At 61.0% G+C, this 17,626-nt stretch carries 15 protein-coding genes and 1 pseudogene; 5 read left to right on the forward strand and 11 right to left on the reverse strand.

Annotated features, from left to right (window positions below; translation table 11 throughout):
- Nucleotide 1 precedes the first annotated feature (1 nt).
- Nucleotides 2-853 carry a flagellar motor stator protein MotA gene (gene motA / locus J1G33_RS08840; protein ID WP_005784209.1) on the reverse strand — a complete coding sequence of 284 codons (852 nt, stop codon included), beginning with the start codon at nt 851-853 and terminating at the stop codon, nt 2-4.
- 166 nt (nt 854-1,019) lie between these two features.
- Here motA and J1G33_RS08845 point away from each other — a divergent pair, with 166 nt between their 5' ends.
- From J1G33_RS08845 to asd, 3 genes are read left to right on the forward strand one after another with little or no spacing between them, the layout of a single operon-like run.
- A complete protein-coding gene (locus tag J1G33_RS08845) occupies nt 1,020-2,555 on the forward strand; it encodes an HDOD domain-containing protein (RefSeq protein ID WP_223017949.1) in 1,536 nt (511 codons plus the stop codon).
- Between the two features lie 57 nt (nt 2,556-2,612).
- Complete coding sequence (rhdA, locus tag J1G33_RS08850; protein ID WP_032878220.1) at nt 2,613-3,428, forward strand: thiosulfate sulfurtransferase; 816 nt, start codon at nt 2,613-2,615, stop codon at nt 3,426-3,428.
- A 15-nt stretch (nt 3,429-3,443) separates the two neighbouring features.
- Complete coding sequence (asd, locus tag J1G33_RS08855; RefSeq protein ID WP_032878223.1) at nt 3,444-4,304, forward strand: archaetidylserine decarboxylase; 861 nt, start codon at nt 3,444-3,446, stop codon at nt 4,302-4,304.
- Nucleotides 4,305-4,445: 141 nt separating this feature from the next.
- Here asd and serB read toward each other — a convergent pair whose 3' ends face one another.
- Nucleotides 4,446-5,660, reverse strand: a complete 1,215-nt coding sequence (gene serB, locus J1G33_RS08860) for a phosphoserine phosphatase SerB (protein ID WP_032878225.1) — start codon at nt 5,658-5,660, stop codon at nt 4,446-4,448.
- Between the two features lie 133 nt (nt 5,661-5,793).
- On the opposite strand from serB, the gene J1G33_RS08865 reads away from it, so the two are divergent.
- The gene (locus tag J1G33_RS08865; RefSeq protein ID WP_005784198.1) at nt 5,794-7,329 is read left to right on the forward strand and encodes a HAMP domain-containing protein; all 1,536 of its coding nucleotides are present in this window, start codon (nt 5,794-5,796) and stop codon (nt 7,327-7,329) included.
- Nucleotides 7,330-7,446: 117 nt separating this feature from the next.
- Here the strand turns inward: J1G33_RS08865 and J1G33_RS08870 are convergent, their stop codons facing one another.
- From J1G33_RS08870 to J1G33_RS08905, 8 genes are all read right to left on the reverse strand, one after another.
- Entirely contained in the window at nt 7,447-8,160 is a 714-nt protein-coding gene (locus J1G33_RS08870) for an ABC-type transport auxiliary lipoprotein family protein (RefSeq protein WP_005784196.1), read from the reverse strand.
- Between the two features lie 173 nt (nt 8,161-8,333).
- Nucleotides 8,334-10,598 (reverse strand): DNA topoisomerase IV subunit A, encoded by a 2,265-nt coding sequence (parC, locus tag J1G33_RS08875; RefSeq protein ID WP_032878231.1) that lies wholly within the window; start codon nt 10,596-10,598, stop codon nt 8,334-8,336.
- Nucleotides 10,599-10,671: 73 nt separating this feature from the next.
- Nucleotides 10,672-11,667, reverse strand: a complete 996-nt coding sequence (locus tag J1G33_RS08880; RefSeq protein ID WP_223017950.1) for an esterase-like activity of phytase family protein — start codon at nt 11,665-11,667, stop codon at nt 10,672-10,674.
- Nucleotides 11,667-13,571: a DNA topoisomerase IV subunit B gene (parE, locus tag J1G33_RS08885; protein WP_005784190.1), complete on the reverse strand. Its 1,905-nt coding sequence runs from the start codon at nt 13,569-13,571 to the stop codon at nt 11,667-11,669. The genes J1G33_RS08880 and parE overlap by 1 nt, the downstream gene beginning before the upstream one ends.
- 46 nt (nt 13,572-13,617) lie before the next feature.
- Nucleotides 13,618-14,226, reverse strand: a complete 609-nt coding sequence (locus tag J1G33_RS08890) for a YqiA/YcfP family alpha/beta fold hydrolase (RefSeq protein ID WP_078820136.1) — start codon at nt 14,224-14,226, stop codon at nt 13,618-13,620.
- A gap of 141 nt (nt 14,227-14,367) precedes the next feature.
- Entirely contained in the window at nt 14,368-15,180 is an 813-nt protein-coding gene (gene cpdA, locus J1G33_RS08895; protein WP_148852931.1) for a 3',5'-cyclic-AMP phosphodiesterase, read from the reverse strand.
- A 95-nt stretch (nt 15,181-15,275) separates the two neighbouring features.
- Entirely contained in the window at nt 15,276-15,725 is a 450-nt protein-coding gene (locus J1G33_RS08900) for a DUF1249 domain-containing protein (protein WP_003209507.1), read from the reverse strand.
- Nucleotides 15,716-16,333 (reverse strand): NUDIX domain-containing protein, encoded by a 618-nt coding sequence (locus J1G33_RS08905; RefSeq protein ID WP_032878236.1) that lies wholly within the window; start codon nt 16,331-16,333, stop codon nt 15,716-15,718. Before J1G33_RS08905 ends, J1G33_RS08900 begins: the two co-directional genes overlap by 10 nt.
- 205 nt (nt 16,334-16,538) lie before the next feature.
- Here J1G33_RS08905 and J1G33_RS08910 point away from each other — a divergent pair, with 205 nt between their 5' ends.
- On the forward strand, nt 16,539-17,285 hold the full coding sequence (locus J1G33_RS08910) for an RsiV family protein (protein ID WP_032878238.1): 747 nt from the start codon (nt 16,539-16,541) through the stop codon (nt 17,283-17,285).
- Here the strand turns inward: J1G33_RS08910 and J1G33_RS08915 are convergent.
- Nucleotides 17,254-17,595, reverse strand: a pseudogene (locus J1G33_RS08915) (putative hydroxymethylpyrimidine transporter CytX); the annotation flags it as partial. The gene J1G33_RS08910 and the pseudogene J1G33_RS08915 sit on opposite strands and share 32 nt — an antisense overlap.
- Between the last annotated feature and the right edge of the window lie 31 nt (nt 17,596-17,626).

The following is a 17,626-nucleotide window of genomic DNA, read 5'->3' on the forward strand; positions in this document are numbered from 1 at the left end:
CTTAGCGACCGCGAACCGCTTGTTCCAGCTCGGAGAAACTTGGGCGATGCTTGGGGTACAGCACCTTGCGCCCGAACTCCACGGCCAGCGATGGCGGCATCCCCGATGCCGAAGCCACCAGGCACGCCTTGATCGCTTCGTAGAGGTTGACCTCTTCCTTGGCATCGTGGGCCAGGGAAGTAGCGAGCGGGCCGAAGAAGCCATAGGCCGCGAGAATACCGAAGAAGGTACCCACCAGCGCCGCACCCACGTGCATGCCGATGGCCGCTTGATCGCCCTCGCCCAAGGACGCCATGGTCACCACGATACCCAGCACCGCCGCGACAATACCGAAACCGGGCATGCCATCGGCGATGCCGGTCACGGCATGGGAAGGATGCTCCAGCTCTTCCTTGAGGCTGAACAACTCCATGTCGAACAGGCCTTCCAGCTCGTGGGGAGCCATGTTGCCGGAGGACATGATGCGCAGGTAGTCACAGATATACGCGGTCATGCGCTCATCTTTGAGCACGGCCGGGTACTTGGCGAAAATCGGGCTGGCGGCGGCGTCTTCGATGTCGCCTTCGATCGCCATCATGCCTTCGCGGCGGCTCTTGTTGAGGATCTCGTAGATCAGCCCCAGCACTTCCAGATAGAAGGTGTGGGAAAAACGCGAACTGAACATGCCCAGCGATTTCTTGATCACGTGCATGGTCATGTAGCCGGGGTTGGCCTGCAAGAATGCGCCAAACGCGGCGCCGCCGATGATCAGCACTTCGAAAGGTTGGATCAATGCGGCGATTTTACCGTGGGAGAGGACGTACCCTCCGAGCACACTTGCGATGACGACAATGATGCCGATAATTTTAGCCATAGGAGATGGGTACTTGCGCCGTCGGGTTCATGGACATAGTGGGTGCAGCAGAAAACTCTTGTTCTACTTATCGGCAAAACTGCGCCAGACTATAGCCCGTTAAGGCGAAAAGCCAATTCGGCCCGTTCCGGGTGTGTTGAACACAAGTGATGATCGCGCCCCAATCATGGCAATCGAAACGACAGTCCCAACGAACCGCCCCACCACCCTCGCCGCTTGGATCAAGCGCCTGGACGACGTGCTGCTGCCCGTTCCCCAGGCCAACCATGAGCGCGTGTGCAAAGCCATCCGCGACAGTCGCAGTTCATTGCGAGATATTGCCGAGCTGATGCAAAACAGCCCGGCGCTGGTGCTGAGCGTGATGCGCGAGGCCAACAGCCAAGCCCATGGGAGCCTGGCCGAGCCCGCCGAAAACCTCGAAGTAGCGCTTAACCGTCTCGGCCTCAAACGTGCCGAGGAGTTGCTGGCACGCCTACCTTCGGTGCCGGCTGGAGAAATCCCAGCCGCATTGCGCCAACTGCTGCTGGTCAGCCAGCACGCGTCCCAGCAAGCCAACGGCTTGTTCGGCAGTCGCCTGGCGCGGCTATGGCAGGACATCCACTGGGGCAGCCTGCTGTTTCTGTCGCCACTGTGGCCGATGGCCGTCGCCTACCCCAAGCTTTTGGAGGAATGGGAGCTGCGGGTGATTCACAAGGGCCAGTCGGCGCGCCAGGTCGAGCAGGAACTGTTCGGTGTGCGCTTGCTGGACCTGTGCCTGGGCCTGACCGAAGCCTGGCACCTGCCGATCTGGGTTTCGCAGGGCTACAAGCTGCTGCTGGCCGAGCAACGCCTGCTGGTCAAGGCGCTGCACATTGCCCGCGAAGACGACGCCTTGCGCCACCAGCAATTGCTCGACGCCGACCCCAACCTGCGCCGCTGGCTGAACCAGCCAGCCAATACCGTGTTGCTGGCCAACGGCCTGGCGATGTCCGCCCAGGAATCCTGGACCTGCCCGCACACCGAACGCTGGCAATACCTCACCGCGCTATACCTGCAAGTGCCCTTGAGTGATGTGCAACAACAGGCGCACCAGCAGGCAGTCACGAGCGCCCGCACCACCTTGATGCCCGACCTCTGGCACCCGGCGCTGTCGCTGATCTGGCCGTGGCATGTGCAAAAAGTCCATCGCGGCTTGTTGCCCGCGCCGCCGCCCACGGCTGAAGCCCTGGCCGTATGGCGCACTCATTGCACCGAGTTGCTGGTCGAGCCGAGCCGCTTTGCCAACGCCATGCACCTGACCACCTGCGCCAAGCACGCCTTGGTTGCCAGTGGCATGCAGCGGGTGTTGTTGTTCATGGCCGATCGCGCCCTGAGCACCCTGCGCGTGCATCAGGCCGACGGTTTGCCCAGGGACGCCGCGCACCTGAGCCTGGATGTGGTCAACAGCACATTGCTGCAACGCCTTCTGGAAAAGTCCGCTCAGGTGCGTCTGACCCCCGACAACCATGCGCAGTTTTCCGCCCTGCTGCCGCCTATCCTGCGTCGCCTGTTTACGGGCGAGCACTTGCTGCTGCGTTCGCTGAGCTGCAATGGCCGCGTGGTGATGCTGGTAGTGGCGGACCAAGGCGGCGGACCATTCTCGGAAACCACCGTGCAGGCGTTCGGCAGAACCGCCCAATGCATCGAAAAAGCCCTGCACAGCTTTACCAACCGCAGCGCCTGATGCTTGCGCTACAATCAGCGGCCTTTATCACCAACATTTGTGCCCAGGAGACCTCACATGCCTGACTTCTCTGGCTTGCCGCTGGTGATCGAATCCAGTGACCTGCTCGCTCAACTGGATGCCGAGCACTTGATTCTGGTGGACCTCACCAGTGCCGCCCGCTACGCCGAAGGGCATATCCCCGGCGCGCATTTTGTTGACCCCAAGCGCACCCAACTGGGCCAGCCACCGGCACCCGGCTTGCTGCCGAGCAAGGCCGACCTGGAAAAACTGTTCGGCGAACTGGGCCACACCCCGGACGCGACCTACGTGGTCTATGACGACGAAGGCGGCGGCTGGGCCGGACGCTTTATCTGGATGCTCGACGTGATCGGTCACCAGAAATATCACTACCTCGACGGCGGCCTGCTGGCATGGCTGGAGGAAAAGTACCCACTCTCCATCGAAGTGCCCGCGCCGGCAGGCGGCCCCGTCAGCCTCACGTTGCACGATGGCCCCACGGCTACCCGTGAGTACCTGCAAAGCCGTCTCGGCGCGGCCGACCTGGGCGTCTGGGATGCCCGCGGCCCGCTGGAATATTCCGGCGAAAAAGTGCTCGCCGCCAAGGGGGGCCATATTCCCGGCGCGGTGAATTTCGAATGGACCGCCGGCATGGACAAGGCGCGCAACCTGCGCATCCGTCGCGACATGCCACAGGTCCTCGAAGAGCTCGGGCTGACCCGCGATAAAGAAATCATTACCCACTGCCAGACTCACCACCGCTCTGGCTTCACCTACCTGGTGGCCAAGGCGCTCGGTTATCCACGAGTCAAAGGCTATGCCGGTTCCTGGGGCGAATGGGGCAACCACCCCGACACCCCCGTTGAGATTTAAGGTTTAAGGACAGTTATGAAAAAGCAGTTGTTTATCCTCAGCCAGTACTTGCTGCCACACCACTTGCTCTCGCGCCTGGCCGGCTGCATTGCCGAGTGCCGCGTGCGCTGGTTCAAGAACGCCTTCACCGCCTGGTTCGCCAAGCGCTATCAAGTGGACATGTCCCAGGCCCTGGTTGAAGACCTGAGCGCCTATGAGCATTTCAACGCGTTCTTCACCCGCGCCTTGAAAGACGGCGCCCGCCCGCTCGACCAGACTCCCGGTGCCGTGCTGAGCCCGGCCGATGGCGCCGTCAGCCAGCTAGGCCCTATCGAACATGGCCGTGTGTTCCAGGCCAAGGGCCACAGCTTCAGCGTGCTGGAATTGCTCGGTGGCGACGCGGCGCTGGCTGCACCGTTCATGGGAGGCGATTTTGCGACTATTTACCTGTCACCCAAAGACTACCACCGGGTGCACATGCCACTGGCCGGCACCTTGCGTGAGATGGTCTATGTGCCAGGTCGGATTTTCTCGGTCAACCAGACCACCGCCGAAAACGTACCGGAGCTGTTTGCGCGCAACGAGCGGGTTGTATGCCTGTTTGACACCGAGCGCGGCCCGATGGCCGTGGTGTTGGTGGGTGCGATGATCGTCGCGTCGATTGAGACGGTGTGGGCCGGGTTGGTAACGCCGCCCAAGCGCGAGCTGAAAACCTTCCGCTACGACGAAGCCGCACGTGCGCCGATTCATTTGGAAAAAGGTGCGGAGCTGGGCCGTTTCAAGCTGGGCTCGACCGCCATCGTGCTGTTCGGGCCGGATCAGGTGAAGTGGGCTGAAGAACTGGCAGCGGGTACGCCAGTGCAGATGGGCCAGGGTATCGCATTGCCGAAAGCCTGATATTGCTGGTGACATCCTATGTGGGAGCCGGGCTTGCCCGCGATAGCGGAGTGTCAGTCAACACATCATTGACTGAACTGCCGCTATCGCGGGCAAGCCCGGCTCCCACATTTTTGACTGTATTTCTACAGTGAGATCGGCTTATAACTGACCGTCGCGGTCGCGCAAGCCCAGCAGATACAACACGCCATCGAGCCCCAGCGTTGAAATCGCCTGTTTGGCCGACTGCTTGACCAACGGCTTGGCGCGAAACGCCACACCCAATCCTGCAATCGCCAGCATCGGCAAGTCATTGGCGCCGTCGCCGACCGCAATGGTCTGCTCCAGACGCAAGCCTTCCTTGTGCGCCAATTCCTTGAGCAGGTCGGCCTTGCGCTGCGCATCGACAATCGGCTCGACGGCCACGCCGGTCACTTTGCCGTCCACCACTTCCAGCTCGTTGGCGAACACGTAGTCAATGCCCAACCTGGCCTGCAACTGCTTGGCGAAGTAGGTGAAGCCGCCCGACAGGATGGCGGTCTTGTAGCCCAGGCGCTTGAGTTCGGCGAACAGGGTTTCGGCGCCTTCCGTCAGGCGCAGGGATGCGCCGATGGAGTCCAGCACGCTCACGTCCAGGCCCTTGAGCAACGCCAGGCGCTCCTTGAAGCTGGCACGGAAATCCAGCTCACCGGCCATCGCCCGCTCGGTAATCTCGCTGACTTGCTCGCCGACTCCCGCTGCCTTGGCCAGTTCGTCGATGACTTCGGCTTCGATCAGGGTGGAGTCCATGTCGAACACCGCCAAACGACGGTTGCGACGGAACAGCGAATCTTCCTGGAAGGCGATATCGACATTCAACTCCTGGGCCACGCTCAGGAATTCGGCCCGCAGCGCTTGCGCGTCAGCCGGTTCACCGCGTACAGAAAACTCGATGCAGCCCTTGCCTTTGTCGGCCGGTGTGTCCAAGGGCATACGACCCGACAGACGGTCGATATGGTCGATATTCAACCCGTAGTGGGCCGTGATCGAGCTGACACGCTGCAATTGTTCAGCCGTTACCTTGCGAGTAAGCAACGTGACGATATGGCGTTTTTTGCCCTGGCCTTCCACCCAGTGCTGGTAATCAGCTTCGGACACGGGGGTGAAACGCACCTGTTGATCCAGCTTATAGGCCGTAAACAGGATGTCCTTGAGTACCGACGAAGCCTGTTCGGTGCTGGGGATCTCCACCAGAATGCCGAACGACAGGGTGTCGTGGATCACCGCCTGACCGATGTCGAGGATGTTCACACCACCCTGGGCCAGGACGCCGGTAATGGCCGCGGTGAGACCCGGTCGGTCTTCACCCGTGATGTTGATCAGGACAATTTCGCGCAAAGCGCACCCCCAGGCTGGAAAAAAACCGCATTCTACCCACTTTCAGTGACCATCGGGCACAGCCAGTGCTTTGCCGGTCATGGGCCTGTCGCTATACTGCGCGTCAACTTCACGGACCAAGAGCCGAGCGCAAGTGAACCGGCCCACGCCAGTAAAAACCGATAACTTCTTCCTGCTGATCTTCCGGGCACTGCGCCACCGCCGTGTACCGATCGCATTACGCATCGCCAGCCATAACGTGATCCTGGTCGCCTTGGCCCTGGTAATCTACGCCTGCGTGATGGGTTTGCAGTTCAAGCAGGCCATGCATGAGCAAGCCGACGCCCTGGGTGCGAGCCTGACGACCCAGACGGCCACCTCGGCGACTGAGTTGCTGGTGTCCAACGACATCCTCAGCCTCAACGTGCTGCTCAACAACCTGACCAAGAACCCGCTGGTAGCTCACGCCGCCATTTATAGCGTGGACAACCGGATCATGGCCGAAGCCGGGCAGCGCCCGAAGAACGGCTTGCTGGGTGAAGCCGAGGGCCTCTACCAGAGCAATATCACCTTTCAGGATGTGAAAGCCGGCCAACTGCGTATCAGCCTCGACATGCAGCAGTTCCAGCAGCCGATGACCATCAGCCTGCAAAGCATGGGTATCTTGAGCGCGATCCTGCTGGCCCTGGCCCTGGCCTTGAGCCTGCGTCTGGGGCGGCATATCTCCACACCGCTGATGCAACTGCGTATCTGGCTGCGGGATATCGACGAACACACCCCGGCCACTGATCGCCAGGATGAAATCGGCGACCTCGCGCGCCAGCTCCATACCAGCTTCGCTCCGGAGCCGAAAGCGCCTGAAATCGAACCGGAACCCGAATACGACGATACCGACGACTACAGCGATGAGCCTGAGTTTGAAGTACGCGACCTGCGCGACCCGGGCTTTGACGAAAGCGCTCCGGTGGCCGGCCTCAAGCCTGCACCGCGCCATGTGGTCAAGGCCGAGGAAGACGAACTCGACGAGGAAGACCCCTTCGCCGACCTGCGCGATACCTCGGCCGTGGCCCCGGCCGCTGCGACAAAACCCGTTGCGGTGGTCAGAAACACCGAGCCGCAGCACAGTGCAGTACTCGCCGTGCAACTGGGCTCCCAGGAGCAGCTGCGCCGCCTGCCTCGTGCCCGGCTGACCGAACTGCTCGAACGCTACCGTGATTGTCTCGACCAGGCCGCCTCGCTGTACCAGAGCGAGCTGCACACGCTGAACGATGGCAGCACCCTGATGCTGTTCCACAGCGAAGACAGCGGCGAAGACTACCTGACCAATGCAATCTGCTGCGGCGAATTGCTGCGCGCTCTGGGCCATGCCCTGCAGATCGAAGTGGCCGACAGCGGCATTACCCTGCAATTGCAGCTTGGCTTGACCGTGGGTGATGACCTGTTCGGCATGAGCCAGATCGACCTGCTGCTCACCGAAATCGCCCAGGATGCCCTGGCCCTGTCCCAACACAGCCGCAACCTGCTGCTGGTGGAACGCAAGATCAGTGAAGACACGCTGATCCGCCAACGCGCACGTATCCGTCCGATTGCCAGCCCTGAAGGGGCCAGTTGCGTAGAGCGGTTGATGGAACCGTACCCGTCGATGCTCGAACGCCAGCTGGCGCGGATGCATGAGACCCGCAAGCCCTGAACTACCTACTGTGGAGTGGGATCCCGCTCCCACAGTTGATCCTCAACATGACTCAAATCCTGCGCAAACAAAAAGGCCCGCTTATTCAGCGGGCCTTTTGTTTGGCTGCGATTCAGATCAGAACCTGAACACTTCCAGATCGGTACGAATCGGCGTAGCCATCGGCATCTTCGGCTTTTCCGGGGCTGCCGGTTTGGCCTGGGCTGGGGCCTGTTTACGCGGCTGCACCTCGGCAATCGGCGGCTGGTTCGCCAATGGCTTGAGCGCCACCGACAACTGCTGCGCCAAGTGCTGCAACAGCACACCCTGAGCCTGGACCTGAGAAGCGGTGGTGCCGGTATGTTCTTCCTGCAGGTGCACGATGCGGTTATCCCGTACTTGCCCGCGACGGTCGATCAGGCGCCACTGTGCATCCAGAATCGCCGGTTGCGATTTGCCGGAGTCGAGCCGCGTAATCGTCAGCAGCACCTGCACATCCGGAGTGAATCCCGATGGCCCTGGTGCCAGGACCACACGCTGGCTATCCAACTGCCCTGCAACCTGACGCAACATCAGTTGATTGATATCGGACGACAAGCTGCCCGCCCAACGACCATCAGTGGAACCTTGCAGGCTGCCGTCGTTCTGACGTTGCAGCAGGGTTTCGCGTTGCAGGTAATCGGCAACGACTACCGGACCGAGCAATACCGCCATGCCAGCCGTTTGGGCTGGCTGAGCCGGGCTACCGCTGTCCAGCTGGTACAGCGACACCGGTTGGTGCGTGCTGCAACCCGCCAGCCCCAAAAGGCCAGCGAGCATCAAAAATAGAGGAAGGCGTGGAGCAGTCATCATCCCATCCAAGTGGCTGCCACAAGGCGAACCACAATGTAATACTAAAAATAACCTGAACACGCTCGGCCACGCCGGCGCTGGAAAGGCCATATCATCCGTGAATATGCGCCATGACTCCAGCGCGAAAGCATCGATCTACAGGTTAAATCGTAGATCGAGTGCTCTAGTACGCCTTAAACCGGCGTTTCTACCAACAAGGCATCCACTCGCTGGAAACCTCTAGGCAGTTTGTTACCGCGTCGACCACGCTCGCCCTTGTAGTGTTCAAGGTCGTCTGGGCGCAATGACAACGTGCGCTTGCCGGCCTGGAGCACCAGGGTAGAGCCTTCCGGGACCACGGCGATGTCTGTTACGTACTCTTCGCGACTGGCCACCCGGTCACCGGGGATCCCGATAATCTTGTTGCCCTTGCCTTTGCCCAGTTGCGGCAAATCGCTGATCTTGAACACCAGCAAACGCCCTTCGGTGGTCACCGAAGCCAACCAGTTGCTTTCACGATCATCCACCGGCCTTGGCAGGATCACCTTGGCGTTGTTCGGCAGGCTCAACAGCGCCTTGCCCGCCTTGTTCTTGGCTTGCAGGTCTTCACCCTTGACCACGAAACCGTAACCGGCGTCGGAGGCGATGACGTACAGCGAATCATCGTCCGGCAGCAGCACGCACTCGAAATTCGCCCCAGGTGGCGGCGTGAGGCGTCCGGTCAACGGCTCGCCCTGCCCCCGTGCGGACGGCAGGGTATGGGCCGGCACCGAATAACTGCGCCCGGTCGAGTCGATAAACACCGCGAACTGATTGGAGCGCCCGGCGGCGGCGGTCTTGAAGCCATCACCGGCTTTGTACGAAAGGCCGGTGGCGTCAATATCATGCCCTTTGGCGGAACGAACCCAACCCTTTTCCGACAAAACGACGGTAATTTTCTCGTTAGGCAACAACTCGGTTTCTGTCAGAGCCTTGGCTTCAGCACGCTCGACGATCGGCGAACGACGGTCGTCGCCATAGGTTTCGGCGTCTTTGATCAGCTCACTGCGTACCAGCTTCTTGAGCTTGGCTTCGCTGCCCAGCAGCGCTTGCAGCTTGGCTTGTTCCTTGAGCAACGCGTCTTGCTCGTCACGCAGCTTCATTTCTTCCAGGCGTGCCAATTGGCGCAAGCGCGTATCGAGGATGTAGTCAGCCTGGATTTCGCTCAGCTCGAAACGCGCGATCAACTCGGCTTTCGGGTGCTCGGCGGTACGAATGATATGGATCACTTCATCCAGGTTGAGGTAGGCAATCAGCAAGCCGTCCAACAGATGCAGGCGGCGCTCGACCTTGTCGAGGCGAAACTGCAGGCGGCGGCGCACGGTCTGTACGCGAAATTCCAGCCACTCCACCAGCAGGTTGCGCAGGTTCTTCAACTGCGGCTTGCCGTCCAGACCGATGATATTGACGTTGACCCGGTAGCTCGACTCCAGGTCAGTGCTGGCGAACAGATGCTGCATCAGCACTTCATGATCGACCCGGCTGTTGGTCGGGATGATCACGATACGGCACGGGTTCTCGTGGTCGGACTCGTCACGCAGGTCGGCGACCTGTGGCAGTTTCGACGGTTTGGCCTGCATCAACGCGGCAATCTGCTCCAGCACCTTGGCACCGGACACCTGGTGCGGCAGCGCGGTGACAATAATGTCGCCGTCTTCGATATGGTAAACGGCGCGCATACGCACCGAGCCCTTACCGGTTTCGTACATCTTCAGCAGGTCGGCGCGCGGCGTGATGATTTCCGCTTCGGTCGGGTAATCCGGGCCCTGGATATGTTCACACAATTGCTCGACCGTGGCCTTGGGCTCGTCCAGCAGGCGCACGCAGGCAGTGGCGACTTCGCGCAGGTTATGCGGCGGCACGTCGGTGGCCATGCCAACGGCGATACCGGTGGTGCCATTGAGCAGGATATTCGGCAAACGCGCTGGCAATACCAGGGGTTCGTCGAGGGTGCCGTCAAAGTTCGGCCCCCAGTTCGCCGTGCCCTGGCCCAGCTCGCTGAGCAGCACTTCGGAATAACGCGACAGCCGCGCTTCGGTGTAACGCATGGCGGCGAAGGACTTGGGATCATCCGGCGCACCCCAGTTGCCCTGCCCGTCCACCAGCGTATAGCGATAGCTGAATGGCTGGGCCATCAGCACCATGGCTTCATAACACGCCGAATCGCCGTGGGGGTGGAACTTACCGAGTACGTCACCGACGGTACGCGCCGACTTCTTGTGCTTGGAATCAGCGTCCAGGCCCAGCTCACTCATGGCGTAGATAATGCGCCGTTGCACGGGCTTGAGGCCGTCGCCGATATGCGGCAGGGCACGGTCCATGATCACGTACATGGAGTAGTTGAGGTAGGCATTTTCGGTGAAGTCAGCCAGCGACCGGCGTTCTACGCCATCTAAGCTGTCTGCGAGGATGTCACTCATGCGGGCCTCATCATTGTTGGGTAACGCGCAGCGGAACTGCCGCTGCGCCGGGTCAATTGAAAAAACGGCTGGCTCATGGCTGGGCGCTCCAGCCACCGGCAGGGGCGGCGAAACGATAGACCACGGGGCGTTTTTCACCATCGGCGCGGGGGCCGAAATTGTTGTCTATACCGATCCATGCACCGTCGGCGTCCAACAGCAGGGCTTCGGCCAGGCCGTAAGGCTGTGGATAACGCCGCTGCGGCGTCAGGGTCTCTTCAGCAAACGACCAACACAGCTCAACCCTGGCCGTGACTGTGTCGCGTCGGCAAATCTGGAACGCATTGCGCTCCAGGGTAAACAGCTTGCCATTGAACAGCGCCAGGTCGGCAAAGTCATTGGACACTGCCTTGGCGTTGGTAAACTGCGCCGGTTGCACTTCCTGCCCGGCCTCGCTCAACAACACGCACCGGCCATCGCAATCCCATACGCTCTGCCCGCGCTTGATCGAGATCAGGCCGCGACGCTCACGCTCGGCGGCCAGCCAGATCTGGTTGCCTTCGGGGTTCACCGCCAGTCCCTCGAACAAGGCATTGAAGTGCAGCAACATGCCACTGGCCCGCGCCTCACGCACCATGCCCGGGGCGATTTTCAACCACTCGGGCGCGCCCGTCGCAGGTACCTGCAGCACTGCAGCATGGGCTTCGCTGACAATGTAGCGGTTACCTGCGGCATCACAGCTGATGCCCTCGAAATCCAGGTCACCACCGCGAATGAACGACGCGGCCTTGGTGCGTGAACGCAGCCCCCAGGGCAAACCCGACTCGGGCACGGGCGGCACGTCAATCTTCAGAGCTTTGGCGTTCCAGGTCGGTGCGCGGGTATCCAGGCGGTAGATCTGATCATCATCGCGGTCGGAAACCGTCCACAGTTCTGCGCCACACAACGCCAGGCCCGATAGGTTACCGCCGCGCATGCCGTCCACCGGGTGCTCGGATACCAGCTGCAGCTCTGCCACGCCGGCGGCAAACACGTGGGGAGTTGCCAGTGCGCTCAACATCAGCATCGCCAGGGCGAAGCCTGTGCGCATCAGCCCAGAACCTCGGCCAGGTTGCCCTTGGATTCCAGCCAGGCTTTGCGATCTGGCGCACGCTTCTTCGCCAGCAGCATGTCCATCATTTCCGAGGTGCCGGCGAAGTCTTCCAGGGTCAGTTGCACCAGGCGCCGGGTATTGGGGTCCATGGTGGTTTCGCGCAACTGCGGCGGGTTCATTTCACCCAGGCCCTTGAATCGCGTGACCTGTGGCTTGCCGCGTTTTTTCTCGGCCACCAGCCGATCAAGGATGCCATCGCGCTCGGCTTCGTCCAGGGCGTAGAAAATCTCCTTGCCCAAATCGATGCGGTACAGCGGCGGCATGGCGACGTAGACGTGACCGGCATCCACCAATGGGCGGAAATGCTGCACGAACAAGGCGCACAACAACGTAGCAATGTGCAGGCCGTCGGAGTCGGCGTCGGCGAGGATGCAGATCTTGCCGTAGCGCAGCTGGCTCATGTCCGCCGCGCCAGGGTCGACACCGATAGCGACAGCGATATTGTGCACTTCCTGGCTGGCGAGCACTTCGCTGCCGTCGACTTCCCAGGTGTTGAGGATCTTGCCGCGCAACGGCAGGATCGCCTGGAACTCTTTGTCCCGCGCTTGTTTGGCGGAACCGCCGGCAGAGTCACCTTCCACCAGGAACAGCTCGGAACGCATCGGGTCCTGCCCGGCGCAGTCGGCCAGTTTGCCGGGCAATGCCGGGCCCTGGGTGATGCGCTTGCGCTCGACTTTCTTGCTGGCCTTCAGGCGACGACCGGCGTTGTTGATCGCCAGCTCCGCCAGGGCCAGGCCCAGTTCCGGGTGCTCGTTGAGCCACAGGCTGAAGGCATCCTTGACCACACCGGAGACAAATGCCGCCGCCTCACGGGACGACAGGCGCTCTTTGGTCTGGCCGGAGAATTGCGGCTCCTGCATCTTCATCGACAGCACGAACGCGATGCGCTCCCACACGTCTTCCGGCGCCAGCTTCACGCCGCGCGGCAACAGGCTGCGGTATTCGCAGAATTCGCGCATGGCATCCAGCAAGCCCTGGCGCAAACCGTTGACATGGGTGCCGCCCTGGGCGGTGGGGATCAGGTTGACGTAGCTTTCCTGCACACTGTCGCCACCTTCGGGCAACCACAGCAACGCCCAGTCGACGGCTTCCTTATTACCCGCCAGGCTGCCGCAGAACGGCTCGTTGGGCAGGCGTTCGAAGTCGCTGACGGAGTCTTCCAGGTAGGAGCGCAGGCCATCTTCGTAATGCCATTCGACCTTCTCGCCGGTGCCTTTGTCTTCAAAGCTGACCAGCAGGCCGGGGCACAATACGGCCTTGGCCTTGAGCACATGCTTGAGCCGGCTGATGGAGAATTTCGGCGAATCGAAGTATTTCGGGTCCGGGGCGAAGTACACGCTGGTACCGGTGTTGCGCTTGCCAACGGTGCCAACCACTTCCAGGTCGGTGGCTTTATAGCCATCGGCGAAGGTCATCTGGTACTCGTTACCGTCGCGCTTGACCTTGACCCGCACTTGCGTCGACAGGGCGTTGACCACCGAAATACCCACGCCGTGCAAACCACCGGAGAACTGGTAGTTCTTGTTGGAGAACTTGCCGCCGGCGTGCAGTTTGGTGAGGATCAGCTCGACGCCCGACACGCCCTCTTCCGGGTGAATGTCCACCGGCATGCCGCGACCATCGTCGGACACTTCAAGGGAGTGATCGGCATGGAGGATGACTTGTACCGACTTCGCGTGCCCGGCCAAGGCTTCGTCGACGCTGTTGTCGATGACTTCCTGGGCAAGGTGGTTCGGCCGGCTGGTATCGGTGTACATGCCGGGGCGTTTGCGCACCGGGTCGAGGCCCGAGAGGACTTCGATGGCGTCGGCGTTATAAGAGCTAGCGCTGGGAGTGGCCATGGGGTCTCGTCGTGAGTCGTTCGATTAAAAAGTGACCTGCGATTTTTTACAGTGACGAAAAATCGAAGGATTGATACTGATCTGCGCCAATGCCGGCAAAACTCAACAAGGCCGGCAGTTGCTCGGCGAACCCTTGGTAACCATGATCGCCACCGGCCTGGATGCGCAAGGCACAGGCTCGGTAATACGCTTGGGCGAGGCGATAATCCAGGGTTTCGTCCCCGGTCTGCAACCACACCTGATACCGCCCTGCATCCTGCGGCGCCGGTACTTCCAGCTCGGCCAGCGCTGCGACGTGATCATGGGTCAACTCCCAGGTCTCATCGGTGTAGAGGTTCTTCTGGGTGCCCAGGTAACCGTCGAACATCCGATGGGGGCTGACCGCCGGGTTGACCAGCAGCGCCTTCAGGCCATGGCGTTCGGCAAGATGGGTTGCATAGTAGCCGCCGAGTGAGCTGCCGACCAGCAGCGGCCGCCCCAGTTGGTCAATGGCCTGCTCCAATTGCAGAATCGCCTGACGCGGGTGGTGATGCAGGGCCGGCACACGCAAACGGTCGGACAGGCCAAGCTTGCCCATTACGGTGATCAACTGGCTGGCCTTGTTGGAGGCTGGCGCACTGTTGAAGCCGTGGATATACAGGATCGAAGCGGACATGCCGGGCTCTCCGTGCTTGGGCCAAAGAGGCGCAGTTTACAGGGATCGGAGTGAGGTGTGAGCACCCGATCTTCCAGACACCGCAGAACCCATGTGGGAGGGGGCTTGCTCCCTCCCACATTTGATCAGTGTTTGCAGGTCTTAATAGCCGTTGCTGCCGTAGTCGACGGTAAACGCGAAGTCCCGAAGCCGCTCTACCCCCGTCTCCAACCGCCCGTCGGCATACAGGCGCAGCCAGCGATACCCCGGCGCTTGCTCGCTGACCTGGAAATCCTCGCTGCCCGGCGCGAACTGGATGCAGGTAGACGGTGAGGCCAGCAACCGCACGCCGTTGCGCTCGCGGTCGATTTCCTGATGCACATGCCCCCAGAGCAGCGCCTTGACCTGCGGGAAGCGGTCAAGCACGGCAAACAGCGCCTCGGGATTGCGCAGGCCGATCGGCTCCATCCACGCACAGCCGATGGACACTGGATGATGGTGCAAGCACACAAGATGATGGCGGCTGGGCGCCTCGCTCAGGGCCTGGGCAAGCAATTGCAGTTGCGAATCCTGCAGGTAACCGGGCACCGAACCCGGTACCGCGGAGTCCAGCAGGGTTATGCGCCAGTTGCCCACGTCCACCACGGGCTCGAGCAAATCGCTTTGCACAGCGGCCTCGGCCATGACCTGCGGCTCGTCATGATTACCCGGGATCCAGCGCGCCGGCGCACCGATGGGCGCGGTCATGTTCCGAAATAGCTGGTACGACGCCAGTGTGCCGTCCTGGGACAAGTCGCCCGTCGCGAGCACCAGGTCAATACGCGGCTGTTGCTCGTGCACCAAGTCGATCACGCTTTGCAAGCTTGCACGGGTGTTCATGCCCAGCAGCGTACCGCCCGCTTCGGCAAACAGATGGCTGTCGGACAATTGCACCAACAACGCAGCATCAGGGTTCATGGTCGGTACGCGAGGCAAGGCGCTCTCCCTGGCAATCACAGGCATGGATAATTTGACGATTATGCTAGGGCAGGACTCAAAGAGGAAACCTGAGAAACAGGCTCAATTCACATCTAGCGCACCACTTCGAACTCATGGCCCAGGGCCAGGCAGTGGCTCAGCCATTCACCGAGGAACACATTGAGCTGTGCTTTCTCATCGGGTTGGTGCATGAACACATTCGGGTAAGGATAGATGCTGCGAAAGCGTCGCGCATGTTCGGCGCTGATCACTTCGGCCATACGCGCGTCGTGGTACACCTGCACTTCAAGTTGCGGCACCGGCAGCCAGGGCAGGCTGTGTTCCTGGCGTACGCGCAGGGTGGTGGTGTACGGGCAATTGACGATGACTTCCAGGGTCAGCACACCAAGCATCTGGTCGCCATGGGTCACGGCGATACGCCGCGCCTCAGGAGTGTGGCGCATGTCGGGAAGCAGGCGCATCAGCCGCGCATAATTGGCCTCGCAGGCGGCTTGCAGCCCGATCAGGTCAACTCGATAACGTTCCCGTGCCTTTACTGCCATAGCCCCCTCACTTCCGCGCGGTTAAGCGCAAGCCATTGCAGGGCGATGATGCTGGCTGCATTGGAAATTTTGCCGTCGCGCACCGCTTGCAGGGCGTCTTCGAATGCCCAGACGGTGACGCGGATATCTTCTGCCTCTTCTTCCAATCCATGGATGCCACCAGCACCCGTGCCGTCGCAACGGCCCAGGTACAGGTGGACAAATTCGGTACTGCCGCCGGGCGACGGGAAGTACTTGGTGATCGGCCACAGCGCGGAGAACGTCAACCCAGCTTCCTCCTCGGCCTCGCGGTGTGCAACCTCCTCCGGTTGCTCATCCTTGTCAATCAGGCCGGCGACCATCTCTACCAACCACGGGTTGCCGGCGCGGCCCATGGCGCCCACGCGGAACTGTTCGATCAGCACCACCTCGTCACGTTGCGGGTCGTAGGGCAGCACGCACACAGCGTCATGGCGAACGAAGACTTCGCGGCTGATCACGCGGCTCATGCCACCGTCGAATTTCTCGTGGCGCAGTTGCACGTGATCGAGCTTGTAGAAGCCCTGGTAGCTATTGTCGCGCTGAACGATCTCGATCTTGTTCGGCGTGGACTTCGCGGTGTCCGTCATGTGTTTCCTCTCTTTGACAAGGAGTGTGCTTGTGCAATTGGCGCCATCCTAACGCGCCGTTGCCCGTTGATGCAGCCCCTTTCCGGTTGCCGGGACCGGCGGCGGACGTCAAACTCTCCCCCATCAGTCTAGTGGCGAACTGACTGCCTTGTTGGCAGTCCAAGCGCTACTCTTTTCGCTTTCCATCGATTTACGAAGGACACACATGTCGCTTTTCAAAATCGCCTCCATGGCCTGTATTGCCTTGACCCTGGGTGCTTGCCAGAGCCTGTTCCAACCCGGCCAGCTCAAGCCGCTGGACGTCACGACCGACAAGTCGGAACAGATCAAGCCTGGCTGTGATAGCCCGGACTGCCCACTGGTGAACATCGATACCGTACACTTCCCCGCCGACCCGCAACTCGACAGCCTGGTGGAACAGCGCCTGCTGCAGATGACCCGCACTACGCCTGGCGCCAGTGTGCCTGCCACGCTCAATGCCTATCGAGACAAGTTCCTGCGCGAATCCGCGGACCGCCACAGCATGTATCTGCAAGCCAAGGTACGCGAGCAACATGACGCACTGGTGATCGTTGAAGTGTCCAGCTACCTCGACACCGGCGTCGCTCATGGTGAGCCGGGCCGTGGTTTCATCAACTATTCACGCCTGCTGCACAAGGAGTTGAGCCTGGCCGACATGTTGCTGCCGGGCCAGGAGCAGGCATTCTGGAACACCGCGAAAGTTGCGCATAACAGTTGGTTGATCAACACCAAGATGGACCGCGATCCGGAGTTCCTGAAGAACTGGCCATTCCAGAAAACCCCGAACGTGGCCTTGACCAGTGGTGGCGTAGTACTCAAGTACAACGTTGCCACCATCGCCCCTTACGCACAGGGGCTGATCGAAATTACCATCCCCTATACGCGCCTCACGGGTGTGATCAAGCCTGAACTGATGCCTGCACGCCACTAACCCGGCCCAGAATCAACTGCAACAGCCCTGCCAGCAGCAATGCCGGCAGGGTCGCACCGACCACGCCGAACAGCGGCGCAAACACTGAGCCGATCAGCAGCAGGAAGTTCTGGTATTGCGCCAAGGGTGCAAAACAGGCAATCAAGGTACAGACCAGGCCAATGGCCAACGCCAGGTGCTCGACTTTCATACGCAACAGCATCCCACTGGACACCGCCGCCGAGTGAATATCGGCAAAGGCGTTTTCCGACTCATCGAGCAGAATCAACAGCAGCGGAATGCCGAGCCCGGCGCCCGCCAGTGCCAGCAGCCAAATCCCCCATTTGCGCAGGATTTGCCGT

Origin of the sequence: Pseudomonas sp. P867, from assembly GCF_019891455.1 — a bacterium.
Taxonomy (GTDB): domain Bacteria; phylum Pseudomonadota; class Gammaproteobacteria; order Pseudomonadales; family Pseudomonadaceae; genus Aquipseudomonas; species Aquipseudomonas synxantha_A.

Excerpts from the sequence above, each read along its gene's own strand:
- asd (WP_032878223.1), top strand. The coding sequence starts at position 3,444 with ATGAAAAAGCAGTTGTTTATCCTCAGCCAGTACTTGCTGCCACACCAC.
- J1G33_RS08845 (WP_223017949.1), top strand. The coding sequence starts at position 1,020 with ATGGCAATCGAAACGACAGTCCCAACGAACCGCCCCACCACCCTCGCC.
- parC (WP_032878231.1), bottom strand. The coding sequence starts at position 10,598 with ATGAGTGACATCCTCGCAGACAGCTTAGATGGCGTAGAACGCCGGTCG.
- J1G33_RS08910 (WP_032878238.1), top strand. The coding sequence starts at position 16,539 with ATGTCGCTTTTCAAAATCGCCTCCATGGCCTGTATTGCCTTGACCCTG.
- J1G33_RS08890 (WP_078820136.1), bottom strand. The coding sequence starts at position 14,226 with ATGTCCGCTTCGATCCTGTATATCCACGGCTTCAACAGTGCGCCAGCC.
- J1G33_RS08900 (WP_003209507.1), bottom strand. The coding sequence starts at position 15,725 with ATGGCAGTAAAGGCACGGGAACGTTATCGAGTTGACCTGATCGGGCTG.
- J1G33_RS08905 (WP_032878236.1), bottom strand. The coding sequence starts at position 16,333 with ATGACGGACACCGCGAAGTCCACGCCGAACAAGATCGAGATCGTTCAG.
- parE (WP_005784190.1), bottom strand. The coding sequence starts at position 13,571 with ATGGCCACTCCCAGCGCTAGCTCTTATAACGCCGACGCCATCGAAGTC.
- rhdA (WP_032878220.1), top strand. The coding sequence starts at position 2,613 with ATGCCTGACTTCTCTGGCTTGCCGCTGGTGATCGAATCCAGTGACCTG.
- motA (WP_005784209.1), bottom strand. The coding sequence starts at position 853 with ATGGCTAAAATTATCGGCATCATTGTCGTCATCGCAAGTGTGCTCGGA.
- J1G33_RS08880 (WP_223017950.1), bottom strand. The coding sequence starts at position 11,667 with ATGCGCACAGGCTTCGCCCTGGCGATGCTGATGTTGAGCGCACTGGCA.
- J1G33_RS08870 (WP_005784196.1), bottom strand. The coding sequence starts at position 8,160 with ATGATGACTGCTCCACGCCTTCCTCTATTTTTGATGCTCGCTGGCCTT.